Annotated in this window: 15 protein-coding genes; 4 read left to right on the forward strand and 11 right to left on the reverse strand. The window is 47.8% G+C overall.

What is annotated here, in order from left to right; all coding sequences use genetic code 11:
• Positions 1–176: 176 nt before the first annotated feature.
• Positions 177–1,166, reverse strand: a complete 990-nt coding sequence (locus OU793_RS16130; protein ID WP_180774982.1) for a sensor domain-containing diguanylate cyclase — start codon at positions 1,164–1,166, stop codon at positions 177–179.
• A gap of 488 nt (positions 1,167–1,654) precedes the next feature.
• On the opposite strand from OU793_RS16130, the gene OU793_RS16135 reads away from it, so the two are divergent.
• Together OU793_RS16135 and OU793_RS16140 are read left to right on the forward strand one after the other, a co-directional pair.
• Positions 1,655–3,220 (forward strand): ABC-F family ATP-binding cassette domain-containing protein, encoded by a 1,566-nt coding sequence (locus tag OU793_RS16135; protein ID WP_140103578.1) that lies wholly within the window; start codon positions 1,655–1,657, stop codon positions 3,218–3,220.
• Positions 3,217–4,374, forward strand: coding sequence for an MFS transporter (locus OU793_RS16140; RefSeq protein ID WP_140103579.1), 1,158 nt, complete (start codon positions 3,217–3,219; stop codon positions 4,372–4,374). The genes OU793_RS16135 and OU793_RS16140 overlap by 4 nt, the downstream gene beginning before the upstream one ends.
• Positions 4,375–4,501: 127 nt before the next feature.
• Here OU793_RS16140 and fis read toward each other — a convergent pair whose 3' ends face one another.
• From fis to OU793_RS16185, 9 genes are all read right to left on the reverse strand, one after another.
• On the reverse strand, positions 4,502–4,798 hold the full coding sequence (fis, locus tag OU793_RS16145; RefSeq protein WP_000462885.1) for a DNA-binding transcriptional regulator Fis: 297 nt from the start codon (positions 4,796–4,798) through the stop codon (positions 4,502–4,504).
• 23 nt (positions 4,799–4,821) lie between these two features.
• Complete coding sequence (gene dusB / locus OU793_RS16150; RefSeq protein ID WP_005496441.1) at positions 4,822–5,790, reverse strand: tRNA dihydrouridine synthase DusB; 969 nt, start codon at positions 5,788–5,790, stop codon at positions 4,822–4,824.
• 139 nt (positions 5,791–5,929) lie between these two features.
• On the reverse strand, positions 5,930–6,817 hold the full coding sequence (prmA, locus tag OU793_RS16155) for a 50S ribosomal protein L11 methyltransferase (RefSeq protein ID WP_005459549.1): 888 nt from the start codon (positions 6,815–6,817) through the stop codon (positions 5,930–5,932).
• 130 nt (positions 6,818–6,947) lie between these two features.
• Positions 6,948–8,291 carry an acetyl-CoA carboxylase biotin carboxylase subunit gene (gene accC / locus OU793_RS16160; RefSeq protein WP_025533959.1) on the reverse strand — a complete coding sequence of 448 codons (1,344 nt, stop codon included), beginning with the start codon at positions 8,289–8,291 and terminating at the stop codon, positions 6,948–6,950.
• A gap of 14 nt (positions 8,292–8,305) precedes the next feature.
• Positions 8,306–8,764 (reverse strand): acetyl-CoA carboxylase biotin carboxyl carrier protein, encoded by a 459-nt coding sequence (gene accB, locus OU793_RS16165; RefSeq protein WP_025506365.1) that lies wholly within the window; start codon positions 8,762–8,764, stop codon positions 8,306–8,308.
• Positions 8,765–8,825: 61 nt separating this feature from the next.
• Positions 8,826–9,257 (reverse strand): type II 3-dehydroquinate dehydratase, encoded by a 432-nt coding sequence (aroQ, locus tag OU793_RS16170; protein WP_274647805.1) that lies wholly within the window; start codon positions 9,255–9,257, stop codon positions 8,826–8,828.
• Between the two features lie 304 nt (positions 9,258–9,561).
• Entirely contained in the window at positions 9,562–11,514 is a 1,953-nt protein-coding gene (gene acs / locus OU793_RS16175) for an acetate--CoA ligase (protein ID WP_005458005.1), read from the reverse strand.
• Positions 11,515–11,751: 237 nt separating this feature from the next.
• Positions 11,752–12,381 carry a 3'-5' exonuclease gene (locus OU793_RS16180; RefSeq protein ID WP_005478580.1) on the reverse strand — a complete coding sequence of 210 codons (630 nt, stop codon included), beginning with the start codon at positions 12,379–12,381 and terminating at the stop codon, positions 11,752–11,754.
• Between the two features lie 32 nt (positions 12,382–12,413).
• Positions 12,414–14,240 (reverse strand): DUF294 nucleotidyltransferase-like domain-containing protein, encoded by a 1,827-nt coding sequence (locus OU793_RS16185; RefSeq protein ID WP_140103580.1) that lies wholly within the window; start codon positions 14,238–14,240, stop codon positions 12,414–12,416.
• A gap of 229 nt (positions 14,241–14,469) precedes the next feature.
• Here OU793_RS16185 and OU793_RS16190 point away from each other — a divergent pair, with 229 nt between their 5' ends.
• Together OU793_RS16190 and OU793_RS16195 are read left to right on the forward strand one after the other, a co-directional pair.
• Positions 14,470–15,660 carry a 3-phenylpropionate MFS transporter gene (locus OU793_RS16190; RefSeq protein WP_020904515.1) on the forward strand — a complete coding sequence of 397 codons (1,191 nt, stop codon included), beginning with the start codon at positions 14,470–14,472 and terminating at the stop codon, positions 15,658–15,660.
• A 122-nt stretch (positions 15,661–15,782) separates the two neighbouring features.
• Positions 15,783–19,214, forward strand: coding sequence for a hybrid sensor histidine kinase/response regulator (locus OU793_RS16195; protein WP_274647806.1), 3,432 nt, complete (start codon positions 15,783–15,785; stop codon positions 19,212–19,214).
• An 87-nt stretch (positions 19,215–19,301) separates the two neighbouring features.
• Here the strand turns inward: OU793_RS16195 and OU793_RS16200 are convergent, their stop codons facing one another.
• Positions 19,302–20,687, reverse strand: a complete 1,386-nt coding sequence (locus OU793_RS16200; protein ID WP_159404014.1) for a lyase family protein — start codon at positions 20,685–20,687, stop codon at positions 19,302–19,304.
• Between the last annotated feature and the right edge of the window lie 7 nt (positions 20,688–20,694).

Consider the following 20,694-nt stretch of genomic DNA (forward strand, 5'->3'; position numbering starts at 1 on the left):
CCTCTAATCAGGTGGCCAAATTCACTATGCCACTACAAACACATATAGAGCACTTTTTACTAATAGTTATAAGGTTTTTAGATAAGCGAGTTTTTAGCGATGTTATTGTGGGGAATGCGTAGGACGGAGGTTTCTTAGTAAAGAGGCTATCGTGGTAAGAAATGGGTTATTTATTTTTAGGAAACCCTTTGTATTTTTAAGTGACCGGCTTGATAAAGCTTAAGATCTGGCAGGTTTTCGTAAGCTAGGGTGACTTGATTGCGTCCTGAGTGCTTTGAATAGTACATCGCTTTATCGGCCTCGATTAGAAGCTCTTTTGAGTTGGATTGTTGTGAATTCAACTCTGCTACACCGATACTAACAGTGGTCGTAATTTCAACGTCATCGACATGACAGATCGTTGCTTGTATAGCTTGGCGGATGCGTTCAGCTACTTCATACGCTTGAATCGCATTCGTATCTGTTAAGATTACTGCGAACTCTTCTCCTCCCAATCGACCTATAAAGTCGCTGCCACGAATGACTCCTTGGCAAACGTGAGCAATGCGAGTGATAACATGATCACCAGAAAAGTGGCCAACGCTATCATTAATATCTTTGAAGTGATCAATATCGATCATCAAGCATGAAAGCGTTTGAGAACGTTTTGTATGTTGAATGATCGCATTATCTAAATTGGAGATAAACGCCCGACGGTTGAGAAGACCAGTAAGTGCATCAGTTTCTGATAATTGTTTAAGGCGTTGTTCTAGCAAATGAGTCTTGGTGATATCACGTACAGACCAGATCACCAGTTTGTTTGCATTTTCAGGAGCGTTAACTGGTTTGATAATCGCCTCAAACCACATTTCTTCTGGATTTTCTAACGCTTCTAGCTCCTCTATAGGCAGGAGTAGGTGGTCATGCAGAGAAAGGTTGTATTTCACGACCTTCGTTTCGTTATCTTGCATAACGTCAAAAATGAACCCCATGAGTTCGTCTGCTTTGGTTGGGGAAAGGACATCGCTAAGCTGTAAGCCGATGTAGCGTTCTGCGTTGAACGTTTTTGAGTGGTGGGTACCACCAAAGCTTTCAATATAGCGCCCGCTTTCGTCTAGGATAAACACATGATCCGGTAGGGTGTTTAAAATGGCTTCTAACCATGTTTCCCTTTCTTTATAAATCATGTGGTTACTTTCCTTCTTCTCGGCAAGTAGCCGATTATATAGGTTTGTATTGATGACACAATCAATATGGATCACATAATGGTTTATCGATTCAGCTAATCTGTGTGTTAGCTTTTGAGCTGTTTGAGTGAAATTTTTATAGCACTTTGTTTCGTCCGGGTGTAGGCTCTTGCCTGTATATTTTTGAGACAAAAAATTCATGTTATATCTCTTGTTTAAAAACTTCGTAAGAAGGCTGAACTCCGTGCATAAAACGCGATGAAGTGTTGCTCGGAGTCATAAATTATCTTCATCAGATGTGGAAATACGTGCACAGCTAAGCTGGAAAATGCGTAGGTTGTATTACATCTGAGTAAAGACAAGAGACCGCCGGTGATATTTCATCACCGGCTTTTTTGTATCTGAAGTTTGAAATCAGATATGAAGTTACCCATAGTTAAAATAGGGGCCGGTATGTAAGTACCGGCCCTTTTTATTTGGTAAAAAACATGAGTGTGTTACACGTTAAAAATATGTCCTATCAGGTTGTTGATCATCACCTATATTGCCATTCCCACTTCACTATTCATGCTGGAGAGCATGTAGGAATCACCGGTGCAAACGGAGTAGGAAAAAGTACATTGTTAAAGTTGCTTGTTGGTGAAATTTCTGCCGATGAGGGAGATATTCATTGGCAGCCAAACTTAGAGATTGGCTATCTTGATCAACATCTTGTGGTAGATAAAACTCAAACGATTAGAGGATGTTTACAATCGGCATTTAATGAGTTGTTTGAAGCTGAACGTGAATTATTTTCTTTGTATCAAGAGATGGCTGAATCTGCATCGCCTTCTTTGCTTCGCCGAGTTGCTAAGTTACAAACGGAATTGGAAGCCCAAGGCTTTTACGCCTTACATGCCCAAATTGAAAGTGTATCCGCAGGGCTTGGTATACAGCAGTTGGGACTGGATACTCTAATGAGTGCGTTAAGTGGTGGGCAACGCCATAAGGTTTTATTAGCGCGCTTATTGTTGCGTGAACCAGACGTCTTATTGTTAGATGAGCCGACTAACTATCTTGATGCAACTCATATTGAGTGGTTGAAGAGTTATCTCAATGCTTATGTAGGAACCGTACTGTTGGTGTCTCATGATGTGAGTTTCCTGAATGCGGTTACTACCTGCATCTGTGATATCGACTATCAAAAAATCCAGAAATACACCGGCTCATACCACAAAGCAATGGCGCAAAAGCGACACAACAATTCGCTGTTGGAAAAAGAGTACCACTCACAGCAAGCTGAGATTAAGAAACTGGAACAGTTTATTGCGAAAAATGGCGCAGGTGTGAATGCGAGCATTGCGAAGGGCCGTAAGAAACAATTAGATAAAATTGAAAGGATTCAGTTGCATAGAATAGATGCCGTGACTGAATTTGATTTTTCTTATGCGCCTATTGGACATCAAAGTGTTGTTAGTGCCGAAGCGTTGAGCATTGGCTATCAAACGCCTTTACTGTCACCGATTGATATCACTATCGTACGAGGAGAAAAGTTAGTGATTGAGGGCTTTAATGGCGTAGGGAAGTCGACATTGCTCAAAACGCTAATGGGGGAGGTGCTGCCACTCTCTGGTGAAATGACGTTTGCACAAGGTCTTAAGATCGGTTATTTCGCTCAAGACCTATCTTGGCGTCATCCGGATCATACACCGGAGCAAGAGGTGTGTGCGGTCGATTCTTCAATCAATAGTAAATCGGCTCGTAAGCTGTTAGCACGCTTCGGGATAAAGGGTGATAAAGCACAACGTCGCTTAGAGGCGTTGAGTGGTGGGGAGCAAACTCGCGTTAAGCTTTGTTGTTTAGCAACACGAGGCTGCAATGTACTCATTCTCGATGAGCCAACTACGCATCTTGATACCAGCAGTAAAGATGCGTTGAAGCTGGCGCTACAACGTTTTGCGGGCAGTGTCATCTTGGTTTCACACGAGAAGGCATTTATCCAAGATTGGCCAGACAGAATCGTCGATATCGCGACCTTAGTGGAGCTTTCGTTGCAAGCGGAGGTTGAAGCATGATTCAGTCGATAGCGTTGTTCCTTATTGCATTTCTGGTAGGTGCTGACGAATTGCTGCTTGGCTCTATTTTAGAACCTATCGGAGATGATCTTGGTGTTCCACCGAGCCAGGTGACACTCTTTATTACGGCGTATAGTCTAGCGATTGCGTTTTGTGCGCCTTATTTAGGGCGTTGGTCGGATCGAGTAGGGCGTCTTCGCCTTATGCTGCCTGCTTGTTTCGTTTTTGGCATCTCCTCGATTCTGACTGGCTTGGTTAGCCACTTTGAATGGGCTCTAGTCACTCGTGTTGTTACAGGTATTGCTAGTGCAGGAATGCTGCCAATCGCATTTGCGTTGGCTGGTGATGCAAAAGGTGGGCGCTCGATGCGGCAGATTGTGATGGTGCAAGCTGGATTGACATTAGGCATGATAACCAGCCCTGCTATCGGCGCACTGATCACTCAACTCTTATCATGGCGAGCTGCTTTTATCATTTTAGGGATGGCGGCACTTGCTGTTGGGGCCTTAGTTTGGGGATGCATGAGAGAGCCTCACGATCAGAACGAGCGGTTAATGACATTACCTCCCGTTATAGAGGCATTTCGCCTTCCTGGAGCGTTGGGTGCGATTGCTGCTATGTGTTTTGGCTTAGGTGGTGGTATTGGTGTGTTCAATCTCATTGGGCTCAATATGCGAGATGTCGCGGGAGTGTCGATAAGTTGGATTGGCATGATGTACGCAGCTTTAGGAATCGTGAGTGTTCTTGGAAATCTACTCACGACTCGAGCTTCTCATCGCCTTGGAAGTGGGCGAGCTGTAATGCGTATTGCGCTTGTGGTGTGCATGCCATGTAGCATCTGGGTATTTGCGTGTGGTGCGAGCCAATTCGTGGCCTATCTTCCCATATTGGCAATTTGGTCGTTGGCAGGCGGTATAGGCTCTCCGGCTCTACAGGCTTATATAGCGAGCTTATCGGATGAATATCGAGGAGTTCTAATGTCATCTGCGATGAGCATGATGCACTTTGGCGTCGCAATTTGGTCTGCGCTTGCTGGATTTGCCTATGATGTAGGGAGTGAATGGGTCGCTGTATTGGCCGTATTACTCTTTGGCTTCGCTATCGCAGCATTGAAGCCCATTCAGGAAACGGAGCAACTCCAGCGCTACTCATAAAAGAGTGTGAATCGCGTGATGCGAAAGTGTCACGCGTGTTTCTTCACTAATATTTTTAGATCAGTAGATAAAGAAAAGCCGCTACCCGAAGGTAACGGCTTGTTCCAAATACTTTTGAAATCCGGTCTTAGTTCATGCCGTATTTCTTAAGTTTCTTGCGAAGAGTACCGCGGTTGATACCCATCATAGTTGCTGCGCGAGTTTGGTTACCGCGAGTGTACTGCATGATAGTATCTAATAGTGGCTGTTCAACTTCAGCTAGAACTAATTCGTATAGTTCTGTTACTTCCTGGCCATTTAGTTGAGCAAGGTAGTTTTTAAGAGACGCTTTAACAGAGTCACGTAAAGGCTTTTGAGTAATCTGGTCTTGTGACGTTACTGTAGTTACTGTTAATGCTTCTGAAGTCAGATTTTGTTCGAACATATTCGGTCTAGCTCTTCTCTTAATTATGATGCAACGTTATCAAAATAACCTTCTAGCGCTTCAATTTGCAGCGGAGCTGCGTCGATAGCGTTGAAGGTACGGCGAAACTCACTCGCCTGTTCATGTTCTTTCAGATACCAACCTACGTGCTTACGCGCGATACGTGGACCTAAATACTCACCATAAAATTCATGAAGAGCATTCACATGACCAAGCATAATGGCTTTCACTTCCTGAGTGGGAAGCTCATCCATTGTGGTGCCGTTTTCCAAATAGTGATGGATTTCCTGGAAAATCCAAGGACGACCCTGGGCAGGGCGTCCAATCATTAAAGCGTCCGCACCGGTGTACTCCAGTACAAATTTGGCTTTCTCCGGGCTATCGATATCACCGTTCGCGATAACCGGAATTGAAATCGCCTCTTTTACCGCTTTAATGCTGTCGTATTCGGCCTCACCTTTGTACATACACGCTTTTGTTCTGCCATGCAGGGCAAGAGCTTGTATGCCGCAGTCTTCGGCTAATTTAGCGATTTGGACACAGTTTTTGTTGTCTGTATCCCAGCCTGTTCGGGTCTTTAACGTTACAGGAACGTCTACCGCATTCACTACCGCTTTCAAAATCTCTTCGATAATGGTTGGGTATTGAAGCAGTGCAGAGCCCGCCAGCTTCTTATTCACTTTTTTTGCCGGGCAGCCCATGTTGATGTCGATGATTTGCGCACCGTTTTCAACACTGAATTGAGCTGCATCTGCCATAAGCTGTGGATCGGAACCGGCAATTTGTACAGAGCGAATGCCCGATTCGCCTTCATGTACCATGCGCTGTTTCGACTTCGACGTTTTCCATAGTTTTGGGTTGGCGGACATCATTTCACTGACGGCCATGCCCGCACCATAACGAAGACACAACTCGCGGAACGGTCTATCCGTTACACCAGCCATAGGGGCTACGATTAGATTGTTCTTAAGTTGGTAGTTTCCGATTTTCAAAACGTCATCACAGTTCTGTGCCAGCAAGGGCGCGCATTTTACGCATTTTTTCACTGCGTGAAAAGACTAATATTTGAGCATTTACAAATTGTTTTTGTAAATTGTATGAATTTCAAACAATTAGCCCTGAAAACCTTGTCTAGCCTTGCTTACGACCAGAGATGCGACACCATTCGCTTTGCTCAACGATAGGGTCAATGTGAAGCTCATCACGGTAATAGCTTGCAACATCTTCCGCTTGCGTGTCCAAAACACCAGACATTGCTAGGGCGCCATTTGGCTTAACTAGGCCTTTAATGATTGGTGCAAGTTCACGTAGTGGGCCAGCAAGAATGTTAGCAACAACCACGTCTGCAATCAGACCTTCTGGTTGGTTTTGAGGAAGGTATACTTCTAGTTTGTCGGCAACGCCGTTACGCTCTGCGTTGTCTTTTGATGCAAGTAGCGCTTGAGGATCAATGTCGATCCCGATAACTTTTTCTGCGCCCAGTTTGATCGCAGCGATCGCAAGAATGCCTGAGCCACAGCCGAAGTCGATAACGGTTTTACCGCTTAAGTCCATGCTTTCTAGCCACTCAAGACAAAGTGCGGTTGTTGGGTGAGTACCAGTACCGAATGCAAGACCTGGATCCAGCATTACGTTGACAGCGTCTGGTTCTGGCACTTCACGCCAGCTTGGGCAAATCCATAGGCGCTCACCAAATTTCATTGGGTGGAAGTTTTCCATCCACTCGCGTTCCCAGTCTTTGTCTTCAAGCTGTTCAACTTTGTAAGCAAAATTTTCTGCTAGCATATTGCTAGCTTTGATTTGGTCGATGATGAAGTTGGTATCGGCTTCTGCATCGTACAGTGCCAGAATGTCAGTATCGCCCCATAAGCGAGTCTCGCCAGGTAGAGGTTCGAATACAGGTGTATCCTGCGCGTCTAAGAAAGTTACAGACAGCGCACCAGTCTCTTCCATTAGCATGTCGCCGATTTGCTCGGCGTTTTCATTGGTCGCGTTGAGTTTGATTTGAATCCAAGGCATTTGTTTTTGCTCTTAAAGTGAATGAAGTGGCGCAGAGTTTACCAGAACTCTGCGATTTGTTTGAGTATAGACTTTATACAAAACAAAAATGCCCACAGATGTGGGCATTTATTTAGAGGTTCGCTGAGGCTTATTGTAGGCCTAGTTTCTTCTCTAGGTAGTGAATGTTCGCACCGCCGTGTTGGAAGCTTTCATCATTCATGATTGACACTTGCAGTGGCACGTTAGTTTTAATGCCTTCGATGATCATCTCACCCAGTGCATTTTTCATACGTGCAATCGCTACGTCACGGTTTTCACCGTAAGTGATCAGCTTACCGATCATTGAATCGTAGTGAGGTGGCACTGTGTAACCAGAGTAGATGTGCGATTCCCAACGAACACCCATGCCGCCTGGCGCGTGGAAGCGTTGAATCTTACCTGGAGACGGTAGGAAGCGCTCTGGGTCTTCTGCGTTGATACGACACTCAATCGCATGGCCGCGGATCTTGATGTCATCTTGAGTGAATGACAGTGGTTGACCTGCTGCTACGCGAAGCTGTTCTTTGATTAGGTCGATACCGGTAACCATTTCTGTTACTGGGTGTTCTACCTGAATACGAGTGTTCATTTCGATGAAGTAGAATTCACCGTTCTCGTATAGGAATTCGAATGTACCTGCGCCGCGGTAACCGATTTCAACACATGCACGAGTACAACGTTCGCCGATGTACTTACGCATCTCTTCAGTGATGCCAGGAGCTGGAGCTTCTTCCACTACTTTTTGGTGACGACGCTGCATAGAGCAGTCACGTTCACCTAGGTGGATTGCACCGCCTTGACCATCAGCAATAACTTGTACTTCAACGTGACGTGGGTTTTCTAGGAATTTCTCCATGTAAACTATGTCGTTGTTGAATGCTGCTTTTGCTTCTGCACGAGTCATAGCAATAGCTTGAACGAGGTCTTTTTCTGCACGAACTACGCGCATACCACGACCGCCGCCGCCGCCAGATGCTTTGATGATAACAGGGTAGCCGATACGCTTAGCGTGAGCTTTGTTCTTGTCTTCGTCGTTATCTAGTGGACCGTCTGAGCCAGGTACACATGGAACGCCCGCTTTTTTCATTGCGGTGATCGCTGATACTTTGTCGCCCATCATGCGGATAGTGTCCGCTTTTGGACCAACGAAGATGAAACCACTGCGCTCAACTTGCTCTGCGAAGTCAGCGTTTTCTGACAAGAAGCCGTAACCTGGGTGGATAGCTACCGCGCCAGTTACTTCTGCTGCAGAAATGATGCGTGGGATGTTTAGGTAGCTGTCGATACCACGAGCAGGGCCGATACACACGGTTTCATCTGCAAGTAGTACGTGCTTAAGATCGCGGTCAGCTGTTGAGTGAACAGCAACGGTCTTAATACCTAATTCTTTACAAGCGCGAAGAATACGAAGTGCAATTTCACCTCGGTTCGCGATGACTACTTTGTCTAGCATAAGGCAAGCCTCGCTTATTCGATTACAACTAGAGGTTGGTCGAATTCAACTGGTTGGCCGTCTTCAACTAGGATTGCAGTAACAACGCCAGATTTGTCCGCTTCGATTTGGTTCATCATCTTCATTGCTTCAACGATACATAGCGTGTCGCCAGCGTTAACTTTTTGGCCCACTTCTACGAATGATTTCGCATCAGGACTTGGAGAGCGGTAGAAAGTACCAACCATTGGAGAAAGAACTTGGTGACCTGCAGGTACCGCTGCTGCTGGAGCTTCAGCTGCTGGCGCTTCTGCTACAGGTGCTGCTACTGGCGCAGGTGCTGCTACTGGAGCCGCTGCGTAGTGAACTGGTGCTGGAGCTGCTGTGCCGTGACGACTGATGCGTACTGACTCTTCACCTTCAGAAATCTCTAGCTCAGCAATGCCAGACTCTTCAACTAACTCGATTAGCTTCTTGATTTTACGAATATCCATCTTTTCTTTCTCTTTTATCTTGTGATTAAGACAACCCCTGTGGGGTTGCAGAGTGTTAGGGTTACTTTGCCTGTAGCTTTTTAATCGCGGCAGACAGAGCGAATTCATAACCTTGTGCGCCTAAACCGCAGATCACGCCTTCTGCCTTATCAGACAGGTAAGAGTGATGACGAAACGGTGATAGGTGCACCTCGATAAATGGGATGGCCACGCCAAGTAATGCATCTCGCAGTGCTACACTGGTGTGAGTGAAAGCAGCTGGATTGATGATGATGAAATCAATCTTGCCGTAAGCGGCATGAATGGCTTCAATCAGTTCGTACTCACGATTTGATTGTAGGTGTTCCAGTTCCACCCCTGCGTTGTGCGCTTGTTCAGTCAAAGCGTCCACAATTTGTGCTAGGGTGTTGTTACCATAGTGTGTCGGTTCACGCAGACCTAATAGGTTAAGATTTGGTCCGTTTAGAACAAGAATCCGTGACTTTGCAGACATTATGTTGCTATCTTCCCTTATCGTGAGTGGAACGTTTATATTCCCAAATATACGATAATTCAGCACGATTTTTTTGTTAAAACCGAGCAAATTTTAAAAAATCGACCAAGATTATAGCTAATTCATAGCAATTAGCAGCAATTTACTGGTCTAATCTCCCAATTGCCCGCTTCGTTTCTGTAACCAAGTTAACAAAAACAACATAATCACCATATCTATGTTGTGGTTAATTTGCGCCCAAAAGCAAAAAACCGCCATGCAAAGATGGCGGTTTTCGTTCACTGTTTAAAACAGGCTGGCGAGCTTATACCAGTTCTGCTTTTTCGGCGATGAGTTTGTCTACTACACTTGGATCGGCAAGCGTTGAAGTATCGCCTAGGTTGCTTGTATCACCTGTCGCAATCTTACGCAGAATACGACGCATGATCTTACCTGAACGAGTCTTTGGTAGAGAGTCTGTCCAGTGCAGTACGTCAGGCGTTGCAATTGGACCAATCTCTTTACGCACCCAATCCTTCACTTCTTTGTGCAGCTCTGCGGATGGGAACTCGCCATCGTTGAGCGTGATGTAGGCGTAGATCGCTTGGCCTTTGATGTCGTGTGGAATACCAACAATCGCGGCTTCGGCAATTTTGTGATGCGCGACTAGCGCAGATTCAATTTCAGCGGTGCCCATACGGTGTCCAGACACGTTCAGTACGTCATCGACGCGGCCAGTGATCCAGTAGTAGCCGTCTTCGTCACGACGCGCGCCGTCACTGGTGAAGTACATGCCCTTAAAGGTTGAGAAGTAGGTTTGTTCGAAGCGTTCATGGTCGCCGTAAACCGTACGCATTTGACCTGGCCAAGAATCAAGAATTACCAAGTTACCTTCAGCCACGGTGTCTTCAAGGATATTACCCATGTTATCAACCAGCGCAGGTTGTACGCCGAAGAATGGGCGAGTTGCTGAACCTGGTTTGAGATCTGTCGCGCCCGGAAGTGGAGCGATCAAGATGCCGCCGGTTTCCGTTTGCCACCAAGTGTCGACGATAGGTGAATTTTCGTTACCGATCGTTTTGTAGTACCACTCCCATGCCTCTGGGTTGATTGGTTCGCCCACTGAGCCCATGATGCGAAGGCTTGAGCGAGACGTGCCAGCAACCGCTTCGTTGCCTTTTGCCATCAGCGCACGAATAGCCGTTGGTGCGGTGTACAGAATGTTCACTTGATGCTTATCGACCACTTCGCTCATACGGCTTGTGTTTGGGTAGTTTGGTACACCTTCGAACAGGATGGTTTTCGCACCGTTCGCAAGTGGTCCGTAGATAAGGTACGTGTGGCCAGTAATCCAGCCTACGTCTGCGGTACACCAGAACGTTTCACCTGGTTGGTAATCGAAGACGTATTTAAACGTCATGGCAGCATAAACAAGGTAGCCACCTGTTGTGTGAAGTACGCCTTTTGGTTTGCCTGTCGAGCCTGATGTGTAGAGGATGAACAGTGGGTCTTCGGCTTTCATCTCTTCTGGTGGACAAACATCAGAGACTTTTGCGGTTGCTTCGTGCCACCAAACGTCACGATGCTCATGCCAATCTACATTGCCGCCTGTGCGTTTTAGTACCACAACCTTGCTGATGGTTTTTACTTCTGGATTAGTGAGTGCTTCGTCCACGTTCTTTTTCAGCGGAACGGCACGTCCACCGCGCACACCTTCGTCCGCAGTAATCACAACTTTCGCGTCAGAGTCGATGATACGACCAGACAGTGCTTCTGGTGAGAAACCACCAAACACCACGGTATGCACCGCGCCGATGCGTGTACACGCCAGCATAGCGATAGCCGCTTCTGGCACCATTGGCATGTACAAACATACTACGTCGCCTTTGCGCACGCCTTGGTCTTTTAATGCATTGGAGAACTTACACACTTCTTTGTGCAGTTCGTTGAAAGTCAGCGTTTTGTCGTCTGCTGGATCATCGCCTTCCCAGATGATCGCTACGTCGTCGCCGTGTTCTGCGAGATGACGGTCGATACAGTTTGCAGATACGTTCAGTGTGCCATCTTCAAACCAGCGAATGTCAACGTGGCCGGTGTCGAATGAGGTGCTTTTTACTTTGGTGAAAGGTTTGATCCAATCAACGATTTTGCCGTGCTCGTTCCAGAAGCCCTCTGGATCGGTGACCGACTGCTGATACATGGCTAGGTAGGTATCATTATCCGCGTGTGTATGAGTTTTAATATTTTCTTTTACCGGATAAACGTGGGCTTCGCTCATGGCTTCTCTCCTTGTGCCTTAATTCTCGGCCTTACACCAATCTACTTAAGATTCTGAATATGTATTTTTGTAGGGCTGTCTTTTGGTTCTTAAATACTCAGTCGTCCTAGAACGACGTTGTGCCTATAACTGTCAGTCACAGCGCGTATTTCCACAATTAGACTTTAGGATGAGACAGAGGGGTGTGCCGGAAAATGCTTGAAATAAAAGTAATTATGGGAGCTAGGTCAACAGGATTTATGTGTATGGCGCGGTGAGATTTGGCAGATCGCCCTTGGTGAGGCGCACAAAAACCAAGGCGGCAGAAATCGCATCTTGCAGTGCGTCGTGTTTATCTTGAATGGGTAGTTCAAGGTGCTTGCAAATCGCATCCAGACTTAAGTCGAAGTAGGCATTGGGTAAATGCCGTTCTAATTTGTCGTGATAAATCTGGCTGACTTCAATCAATGGGTTTGGCAGTGGGAAGCCGAGTTGCCTTTGGCAGGCAAGGTCGAGAATTTTTTTGTCATAGCGAATGTGATATCCGACTAAAGGACGGTTGCCGATGAACGCGAGCAGTTTCAGCAACGCTTCTTTCTCGCTGATACCATCAGCCAGATCTTGGTGGCGAATTTTATGAATTTTCACTGACCCAGAATCTAACGATTGGGGCGCACGTAAGCGTACTTCAAAAGGCTGACTGGTGAGGATGCGGTTGTCGATGATCTTGGTTGCCGCGATGGTTACCAACTCAGCACGGTTCGGATCAAGGCTGGTGGTCTCACAATCTAAAGAGACAAACTCGGTTTTGTGTGGCGCACAAAACAGCGACTGATAAGGCGAGCCTTTCAGTTTGTAATGCCAATATTTGCGTTGTAACCAGTTCATCCTCTACGCCTCATTTTGACTTGTGTAAGCGCTTAATCGCGGATTTGATAGTGGAAGCCCAAGAACTGCTTAAACTTCTTCACCACATGCAAGCTATGACGCAGCAAGTCACGCTCGGTTCGGTCTAACTGTTTGATATCAATATTGTTAAGTGTTTCTTGTTTACTCAGTTGCTGATGAAGGCGAATCTTAAAGAACAGCTTCAACGCTTCGTTTAAGTTGTCTGCGGTCTCAGGTTCTAAGATGCGTTTTTTTCTTAGTGCTTCGATGCGTTCAAAGGTATTTTTTTCTTCAATCGCGTATTCCAACGACAAGGTGCGAATACCATGCACGATAGGGAAGATGCCACCACGTTTGATATCCAAACCATCCTTGGCACTTTTTACGTTGCCAAACAGAGTAAGGGGCACGGAAAATTGCAAAGCAGGGCGCGTGAAATCCGACAAAACCAGCATGCGATCTTTCATGCTGTCTCTGAGGTGATTTGCTATTGGGGTGAGAAGCTCTCGATTTCCTGCTACTGCATGTGCGTCACTGAAAATCGCCAAGTCCATGATTGGTTCAGGCTCCGCCTTCGTAATCCAATGATCTAAGGTGTGGATCCACTCTTGCTGCGTTTTGACCCATTTCGGGTTGTTGACCATCACTTTGCCGGGGCAGAGTGGGTAACCAAGCTGCTGCAGAGTATGGGTAAATGATTGCATTACTTGTTCGCAATGCGGCCATTCTAGCCCGTCTTCAATAATGAGCGCGTTGTCTTGGTCGGTCTTAAGAATTTGCTCGCCACGCCCTTCTGAGCCCAGCACGATCAAACAACAGTGGTCGTGCAAAGCGGGTGGTACCACCAGTTCAAAGGCTTTTTCGATAATTTGTTCGTTTACCGCAGAGATGAGCTCCATGATGAAGCGAGTACGGATACCGTTTCTCAGCAAGCTTTCTACCAGTTGACGTTGACGGTTTGAGGCCAACGCCAGTTCTTCTACGCTGCTTGCTCGTGCAATGCTGAGTGTTAACACGTGGGAGTGCGTCGAAAACGCGCTGAGAATTTGTGTCATGTCGAGCATGCCCACCGCGCGATTACCTTCGCAGACCATCAAACGCTTCATGCGATTACGTGTCATGGTGATCATGGCGTTAAACAGAAAATCCCCGTCATCAACATGGTAGACAGGGAAAGTTGCGATCTCACCTACAGGTGTGTCCACGGCGCAATTATACAACATAACCGAGTGCAGCATGTTGGTACGAGTCACGATGGCGTACGGGTGAGCTGACGGCCATTTTTCTAATCGCGGGTCGTCGTCATGGAGCTGAACCAATGCAGCATCGATGCCGTTATCTTTTAGAGTTCGAGTTACCTCGTTGATTGGCGTTTCTGGCGCGAGGATCATCGGCGGATGATAAATGCTGTTATCGACTTTGGTCAGAATGAATTCGGCCAAGTTTTGCTGTTGCTGCGCGGCTTCGATGAGTTCTTGTCGTTTGGATAAGTTGTTGTCGAAGTAAGCCGCGAACTGGCCATTCTCGTTATAAAGCTCGAGAAAAACGTCTTTTGGCAGTAAGTACGAAAGGGTGTCTTCCAGCGCGATGTATTGATGTCGAACGCATTCTTCAAACAGTGAACGCACATCAAACATGTCGTCATTGGCGTAATGAGCGAACACTTCGGATTGGTCTTTGGAACGTTCTTCGACTGCGCCTTTGATCAATATATGCAAGTGAGGGTTGGTCTGCCCGCTAGATAAAATGACATCTCGAGTTCGATAGTACGCCACATCTAAGGACGAGCGCAGCCGAGTTTGCTGAGCATCGGTCAGACGATCGAACGGGGGAGATTGCATATTAAATTTGTCAGGCATGGAGACACCTAAAATTGGGAGGAACACAGTATAAGTCTGACAAATTTCTTGCCGTAAGCCAGACGACTTTGGTCTAAACCGCTGGACATTGATGGGCGAATTTGGCGCATCAAAAGTCAGAATGACATCGAGGAAACGGTAAGTTGCCTATTCTTCCCTTTTTCTAATACGCATAGCGATCCATAATCCACGGTTCGAGCGATGGTGTTCCCGTTTTAGGATATTAGTAATGTTGAAACCTTCTCCGTATGGCTGGATTTCCCAGTACTTTCTCGGATTCTTTTTTGCGTATGGCGTTTACCTGCCATTTTGGTCGTTGTGGTTTAAAGAACAGGGCGTTTCTTCCACGGACATTGGTTTACTGGTTGGTTTAGGTTTGGCGACACGCTGCGTGGCTAACCTCGTCATTACCCCGCGTGTACACCGAGTTGAACATCTAATGCCAACGTTGCGTTGGTTGAGCTTTGCAGCCCTCATTTTTGTTGGTTTCCACTTTTTTACGGGCGGCAGTTTTTGGCTCATGGCATTGGCAACGGTGTTGTTTAACTTGTGTTGTGGTCCGGTAGTTCCGCTATCAGACGCGATGGCAAACTACTACGCTCGCTTGAAAATGTTGGATTACGGTCGCACGCGTTTGTGGGGGTCTATAGCCTTCATTGCGGGTTCAACGGTGGTGGGTTTCCTTGTCGCAGAATTTGGCTCGGATATGATTCTGTACACCGCGATGGTGGGGGTGTTCTTTTCATTGCTTTTCGCGATGCGCAGCATCAATCCAATGCCTGTCACTCGCGGTGACCAGCATACTGAACGTCCGAAATTATCCGCACTGCTTACCGATAAATCAGTGGTGAAGTTCTTGGTTTTGGTGTCACTTATCCAAGGTAGTCATGCGGCGTACTACGGCTTTAGTGCCATTCACTGGAAAGCGGCGGGTCACTCAGAAGACGTGATCGGCTACTTGTGGAGTCTGGGCGTTGCGGCAGAAGTGGCTGTGTTTGCATTGAGTAAGCGTCTGTTTGCTGGCTGGGCTCTGCGCACGCTGTTTATTGTTGCAGCTTGTGGTGTGATGATGCGTTGGGGAATGACCGCTGCAACAACGTCTATCGTTGCGTTGGTTATCGTGCAACTTCTGCACGGTGTGACATTCGCGACGGCGCACATTGCGGCCATTCAATACATCCAAAACTCTGAAGAGCACAAAATGGTGGCGCTGCAAGCGCTATACAACGCGATCCCGCTTGGCGCATTTATCGCGCTGATGACGGTGCTCAGTGGTTGGGGTTACGAGCACTGGGGCGCGCTGGTGTTCTGGGGTATGGCGGCAATGGGCCTATTGGCGCTGTTCATCAAATTGGACCCTCAAGAGCCTAGCCACAACGTGGTGGATGTGTCTGAAAAGGCACTTGAAACACAGAATTAGACTTCTGTGACAAAGGTTAAAAACTAATCTTTGTCTCCATTGTGAAAGCAGTGTTAAATGAAACCTCTCCCTCAAGGAGAGGTTTTTTTATTTTCTGTAAGAAAAGCTAGAAAGGATATCGGATGCAAGGATGGCTGGTGGTTCCCGTTTCTTTGGCGTACTTGGGAGCCCTATTTATAATCGCGTGGTACGGAGACATACAGAAGCGCTGGCTCGCCCGTTGGCGACCGTGGATTTATAGCCTCTCGATTGCGGTGTACTGTACCTCGTGGACCTTCTACGGCACGGTTGGGCAGGCGAGCAGCAATCCTTGGTCTTTCTTGCCCATCTATATCGCGCCGATTTTGGTGTTTACCATCGGATGGCGAGTTCTGGCTCGACTCATTCTGATCGCGAAGCGCGAACACATCACTTCCATCGCTGATTTTATTGGTGCCCGTTACGGAAAATCGCAAGGTTTGGCGGTGGTCGTCACATTGATTGCGGTGGCGGGGATCTTACCTTACATCGCCTTGCAGTTACGTGGCATCACCATGGGGTTGGAGATCATCGCCCCGGAATTGGCGACCGATTTTGGTTATCAGAATGACAGCGTGTCTTGGTTTGTCGTGGTGGCACTGGCCATTTTTACCATGTTGTTTGGTACTCGCCATATTGATAACACCGAGCATCACCGTGGGATGATGATGGCGATCGCGTTCGAATCCATCATCAAATTACTGGCGTTTTTGGTGGTGGGGATTTTCATTGTCTGGCTGGCGATGAGCACGGAAAACTTGAGCCTGATTGAAGTGGCTTCTGAAACCTACCAGTCGCCAAACATTCCAACCTTATTGATTCATACTGTGCTGACCATGTTGGCAATTGTCTGTTTGCCGCGCCAGTTTCACACCATGGTGGTGGAAAATGAACGTGCGCAAGACTTGCACGTTGCGCGTTGGTTGTTCCCGTTGTATCTGATTTTGATGGGCGTATTTGTGTTGCCAATCGCGTGGGTCGGGCAAGGGTTATTGAGCGGAACATCTGCCGATACTTACGTGATCAGTGTGCCGATGGCGGTGGGGGCAAGCGAGATTGCGCTACTGGCGTTTTTGGGCGGTACTTCGGCGGCGAGCGGTATGGTGATTGTATCAACCATTGCTTTGGCGATCATGGTATCGAACGACTTGGTGATGCCGCTGATATTACGCCGAATGCGCTTGGCGCAGCGCAACCATCACCATTTCTCGGAGCTTTTGTTGCGTATTCGCCGCGCTCTAATTCTGATTTTGTTGATTGGTGCATGGGGATTTTATCAGGCCTTAGATAGTATCCACTCACTCTCTGCGATAGGTTTTCTCTCGTTTGCAGCCATTACCCAGTTTGCCCCTGCATTGATTGGCGGTATGTATTGGTGTCAGGGTAACAAGAAAGGCGTTTATGTTGGCCTCGCGGTCGGTTTTACGATTTGGTTGATTACCTTAATGAGCCAAACCGACATGTTAGCTGGTAATGCCAGCAACAACTTTTTGATTTGGTTAATCACGCCGCCAGAGGTGCTGTCGAGCTTCGACATTGCGATTTCGGATTGGGGCATGATCATGAGTGTGGTGGCGAACGCGGTGTGTTTTGTCGCGGTGTCTCTGGCGACGCGTCCAAGCCTAAGTGAGCGCTTACAGTCGGCGTCTTTTGTCGGAACACCGCTGCCTGAAAGCGAAAACATCAGCTTGTATCAAAGTCGTGTTACCGTGGCTGAGCTGGAAATGCTTGCCTCGCGCTTTGTTGGCCGCACTCGGGTGAAAGTGGCTTTCCAAGCCTATTGGAGCCAGCAGCGAGAGGAGTTGTTACCGAACCAACAAGCGCCGTCTTCGTTGATTCGTCACACTGAACGCGTATTGGCTGGGGTGTTTGGTGCCTCTTCCGCTAAGTTAGTACTCACTTCTGCGTTGCAAGGCAGGAATATGCAGCTTGAAGAAGTCGCAACCATTGTTGATGAAGCTTCCGAGCTGTACGACTTTAGCCGCGGGTTACTCCAAGGGGCGATAGAACATATCGGCCAAGGGATTGCGGTGGTCGACAAACAACTGCGGCTGGTGGCGTGGAACCAGCGTTACCTAGAACTGTTTGTATTCCCGCCCGGATTGATTCAAGTCGGCCGACCGATTGCTGATGTGATTCGCCACAATGCTGAGCAAGGTTTATGTGGCCCCGGCGATCCAGAAGACCACGTACGCCGCCGCGTGTATCATCTTGAGCAAGGCACGCGACATACCTCTTCCCGTGTGCGCCCTGATGGACGAGTGATTGAAGTGCAAGGTAACCCGATGCCCGGCGGTGGTTTTGTAATGAGCTTTACGGACATCACCGTATTCCGCGATGCTGAGCAAGCGCTGAAAGACGCCAATGAAACGTTAGAAGAACGAGTACGCGCGCGCACCAGAGAGTTGGAGCAACTCAACAAGCAGTTGGTGGCAGCGACGCAGCGTTCGGATTTGGAATCGAAATCGAAATCGCGTTTTTTAGCGGCCGTGAGTCACGACTTGATGCAGCCGCTCAATGCCGCCCGTTTGTTTGCGTCTTCACTTTCTGAAGTAGCCAAAGACAGCGAAACTCGCAAGTTGTCGGCACACATCGAAAGTGCGTTAGGCGCGGCAGAAGATTTGATCGGAGATTTGCTGGATATTTCGCGTTTGGAATCGGGTAAGTTGGAAGTCAATGTGCATGGCTTCGCGGTCAACGATGTTCTGGCGAACCTCAATGCGGAATTCAGCGCATTAGCCAAACAACAGGGGATCGAGTTCACTATGATCCCATCTTCTCTAATGGTGAAATCGGACCCTAAATTACTGCGCCGTGTAGTGCAGAATTTCCTCACCAATGCCTTCCGTTACAGCCCAAATGGTAAAGTCGCTCTGGGAGTGCGCCGAGTTCAAGGACGTGTTCGCATTGATGTGTGGGATAACGGCATGGGCATCGAGGAAGAAAAACAGCAGGAAATTTTCGAAGAGTTTAATCGCGGAACGCAAGTGCGCTCCGATCAAGGTTTGGGATTAGGCTTGGCGATTTCCAAAGGGATTGCGCAGGTGTTGGGGCACGAAATTTCAATGCGTTCGTGGTTTGGTAAAGGCAGCGTGTTCTCAATAACCTTGGATAAGGCTCATCACGTTCAGCCACACCCTGCGAAAGTCGATACCAGTCCTCAATCGGAGTTGTGCCACTTGCGAATTCTGTGTGTCGATAACGAACCTGACATTTTGGTCGGAATGGAAAATCTGCTCTCTCGTTGGGGGTGTGACATACGGGTTGCGACGGATCTCGTCGAAAGCTTACAAGCGCTCGAAGGCGATTGGGTGCCAGACGTCATTTTCTCTGATTATCGATTGGATAATGGACGTACGGGGTTAGAAGTGTTGCAACAGTGTCGTTTGCGTCTGGGGAATCGTTTTGAAGGGGTGATCATCAGTGCTGACCGTACTGACGATATGATGGAAGGCATCAAAGCGAACGGTTTCAGCTTTATTGCCAAACCAGTTAAGCCACTCAAATTGCGCTCGGTGCTCAATCGAGTCGCGTAGCTTAGGTAAGTTGAGCGCATGAGCCAGATAGTAAGAGACCTCCAATGAGAGGTCTCTTTGTATTCTGCGGATATTCAAAGCAGTGCTTTACTCTGCCACGCCACCTTGAGTCAATTTGGCTGGATTAAGCAGCCTTTCAAGCGTTTCGCGGTCTAAATCCGTTTCCTCTTCGGCCACATCAATGATGGCTCGTCCTTGTTTGTAGGCTTTCTTCGCCACTTCTGCCGCTTTCAAATACCCGATCACCGGATTTAGTGCGGTGACTAAAATCGGATTCTTGGCCAAAGCAATATCGAGGTTATCTTGTCGAACATCAAAGGTCGCAATCGCCTTATCGGCAAGGGCGGTCGCACTGTTCGCAACGAGCTCAATGCTCTCCAAAATATTATGTGCAATCACGGGTAGCATAACATTCAACTGGAAGTTGCCAGACTGACCCGCGATGGTGATGGTTGCGTCGTTGCCAATCACTTGCGCTGACGCCATGGCTGCGGCTTCAGGAATAACCGGGTTTACTTTGCCCGGCATGATTGATGAACCCGGCTGTAAGCCTTGCAGTTCGATTTCACCCAAGCCAGCCAATGGGCCAGAGTTCATCCAGCGAAGATCGTTTGCGATCTTCATGATCGCAACTGCTGCTGTTTTGAGCTGTCCAGACAGTGCGACGATCGCATCCTGGCTGCTGAGGTTGAAGAAGAAATTGTCGCTTGAAGTAAAGGTGACTCGAGTGGACTGAGTGAGGTTGTCTGCAAACAGAGAGGCAAAACGCGAATCGGCGTTGATCCCTGTGCCAACGGCAGTGCCGCCTTGGGCAAGGGCTTTCACCATCGGCAGTGTTTGTTCAATGGCTTGTTTAGCGTGTTCAATCTGGAATTGCCAGCCGCCCAGCTCTTGCGCGAAAGTGATTGGCATGGCGTCCATCAAATGAGTTCGGCCTGTTTTTACGACGCCTTGCAAAGCTTGCTTCTTGGTTTCTAGGCTTTGGCTAAGATGAGCCAGTGCAGGCAACAACTTGTGTTCAATAGCAAGTGCTGAGCTGACTTGAATCGCCGTCGGCACCACATCGTTACTGCTTTGACCCATGTTAACGTGGTCATTCGGATTGACGTTGCCGCCAAGCAATTCAGACGCGAGCGTGGCAATCACTTCATTAGCGTTCATGTTGGAGCTTGTCCCAGAACCGGTTTGGAATAGGTCGATAGGGAACTGATCGAGATGTTGGCCATCAATAATGGCTTGCGCAGCGTCTGCAATCGCATTAGCGATATCACCTTCCAGTAACCCTAGTTGTGCGTTGGTCAGTGCTGCCGTCTGTTTGATGTGGGCTAAAGCTTGGATGAAACCGCTTGGCATGGTGTGCTGGCTGAATGCGAAGTTATCGATAGCGCGCTGAGTTTGCGCTTGATACAAGGCATTCGCCGGGACTTTTACTTCGCCCATGCTGTCGGTTTCAATACGAAATTCGGTGGTCATAGTAGGG

It is taken from the genome of Vibrio sp. VP6 (assembly GCF_028823755.1).
GTDB lineage: Bacteria > Pseudomonadota > Gammaproteobacteria > Enterobacterales > Vibrionaceae > Vibrio > Vibrio parahaemolyticus.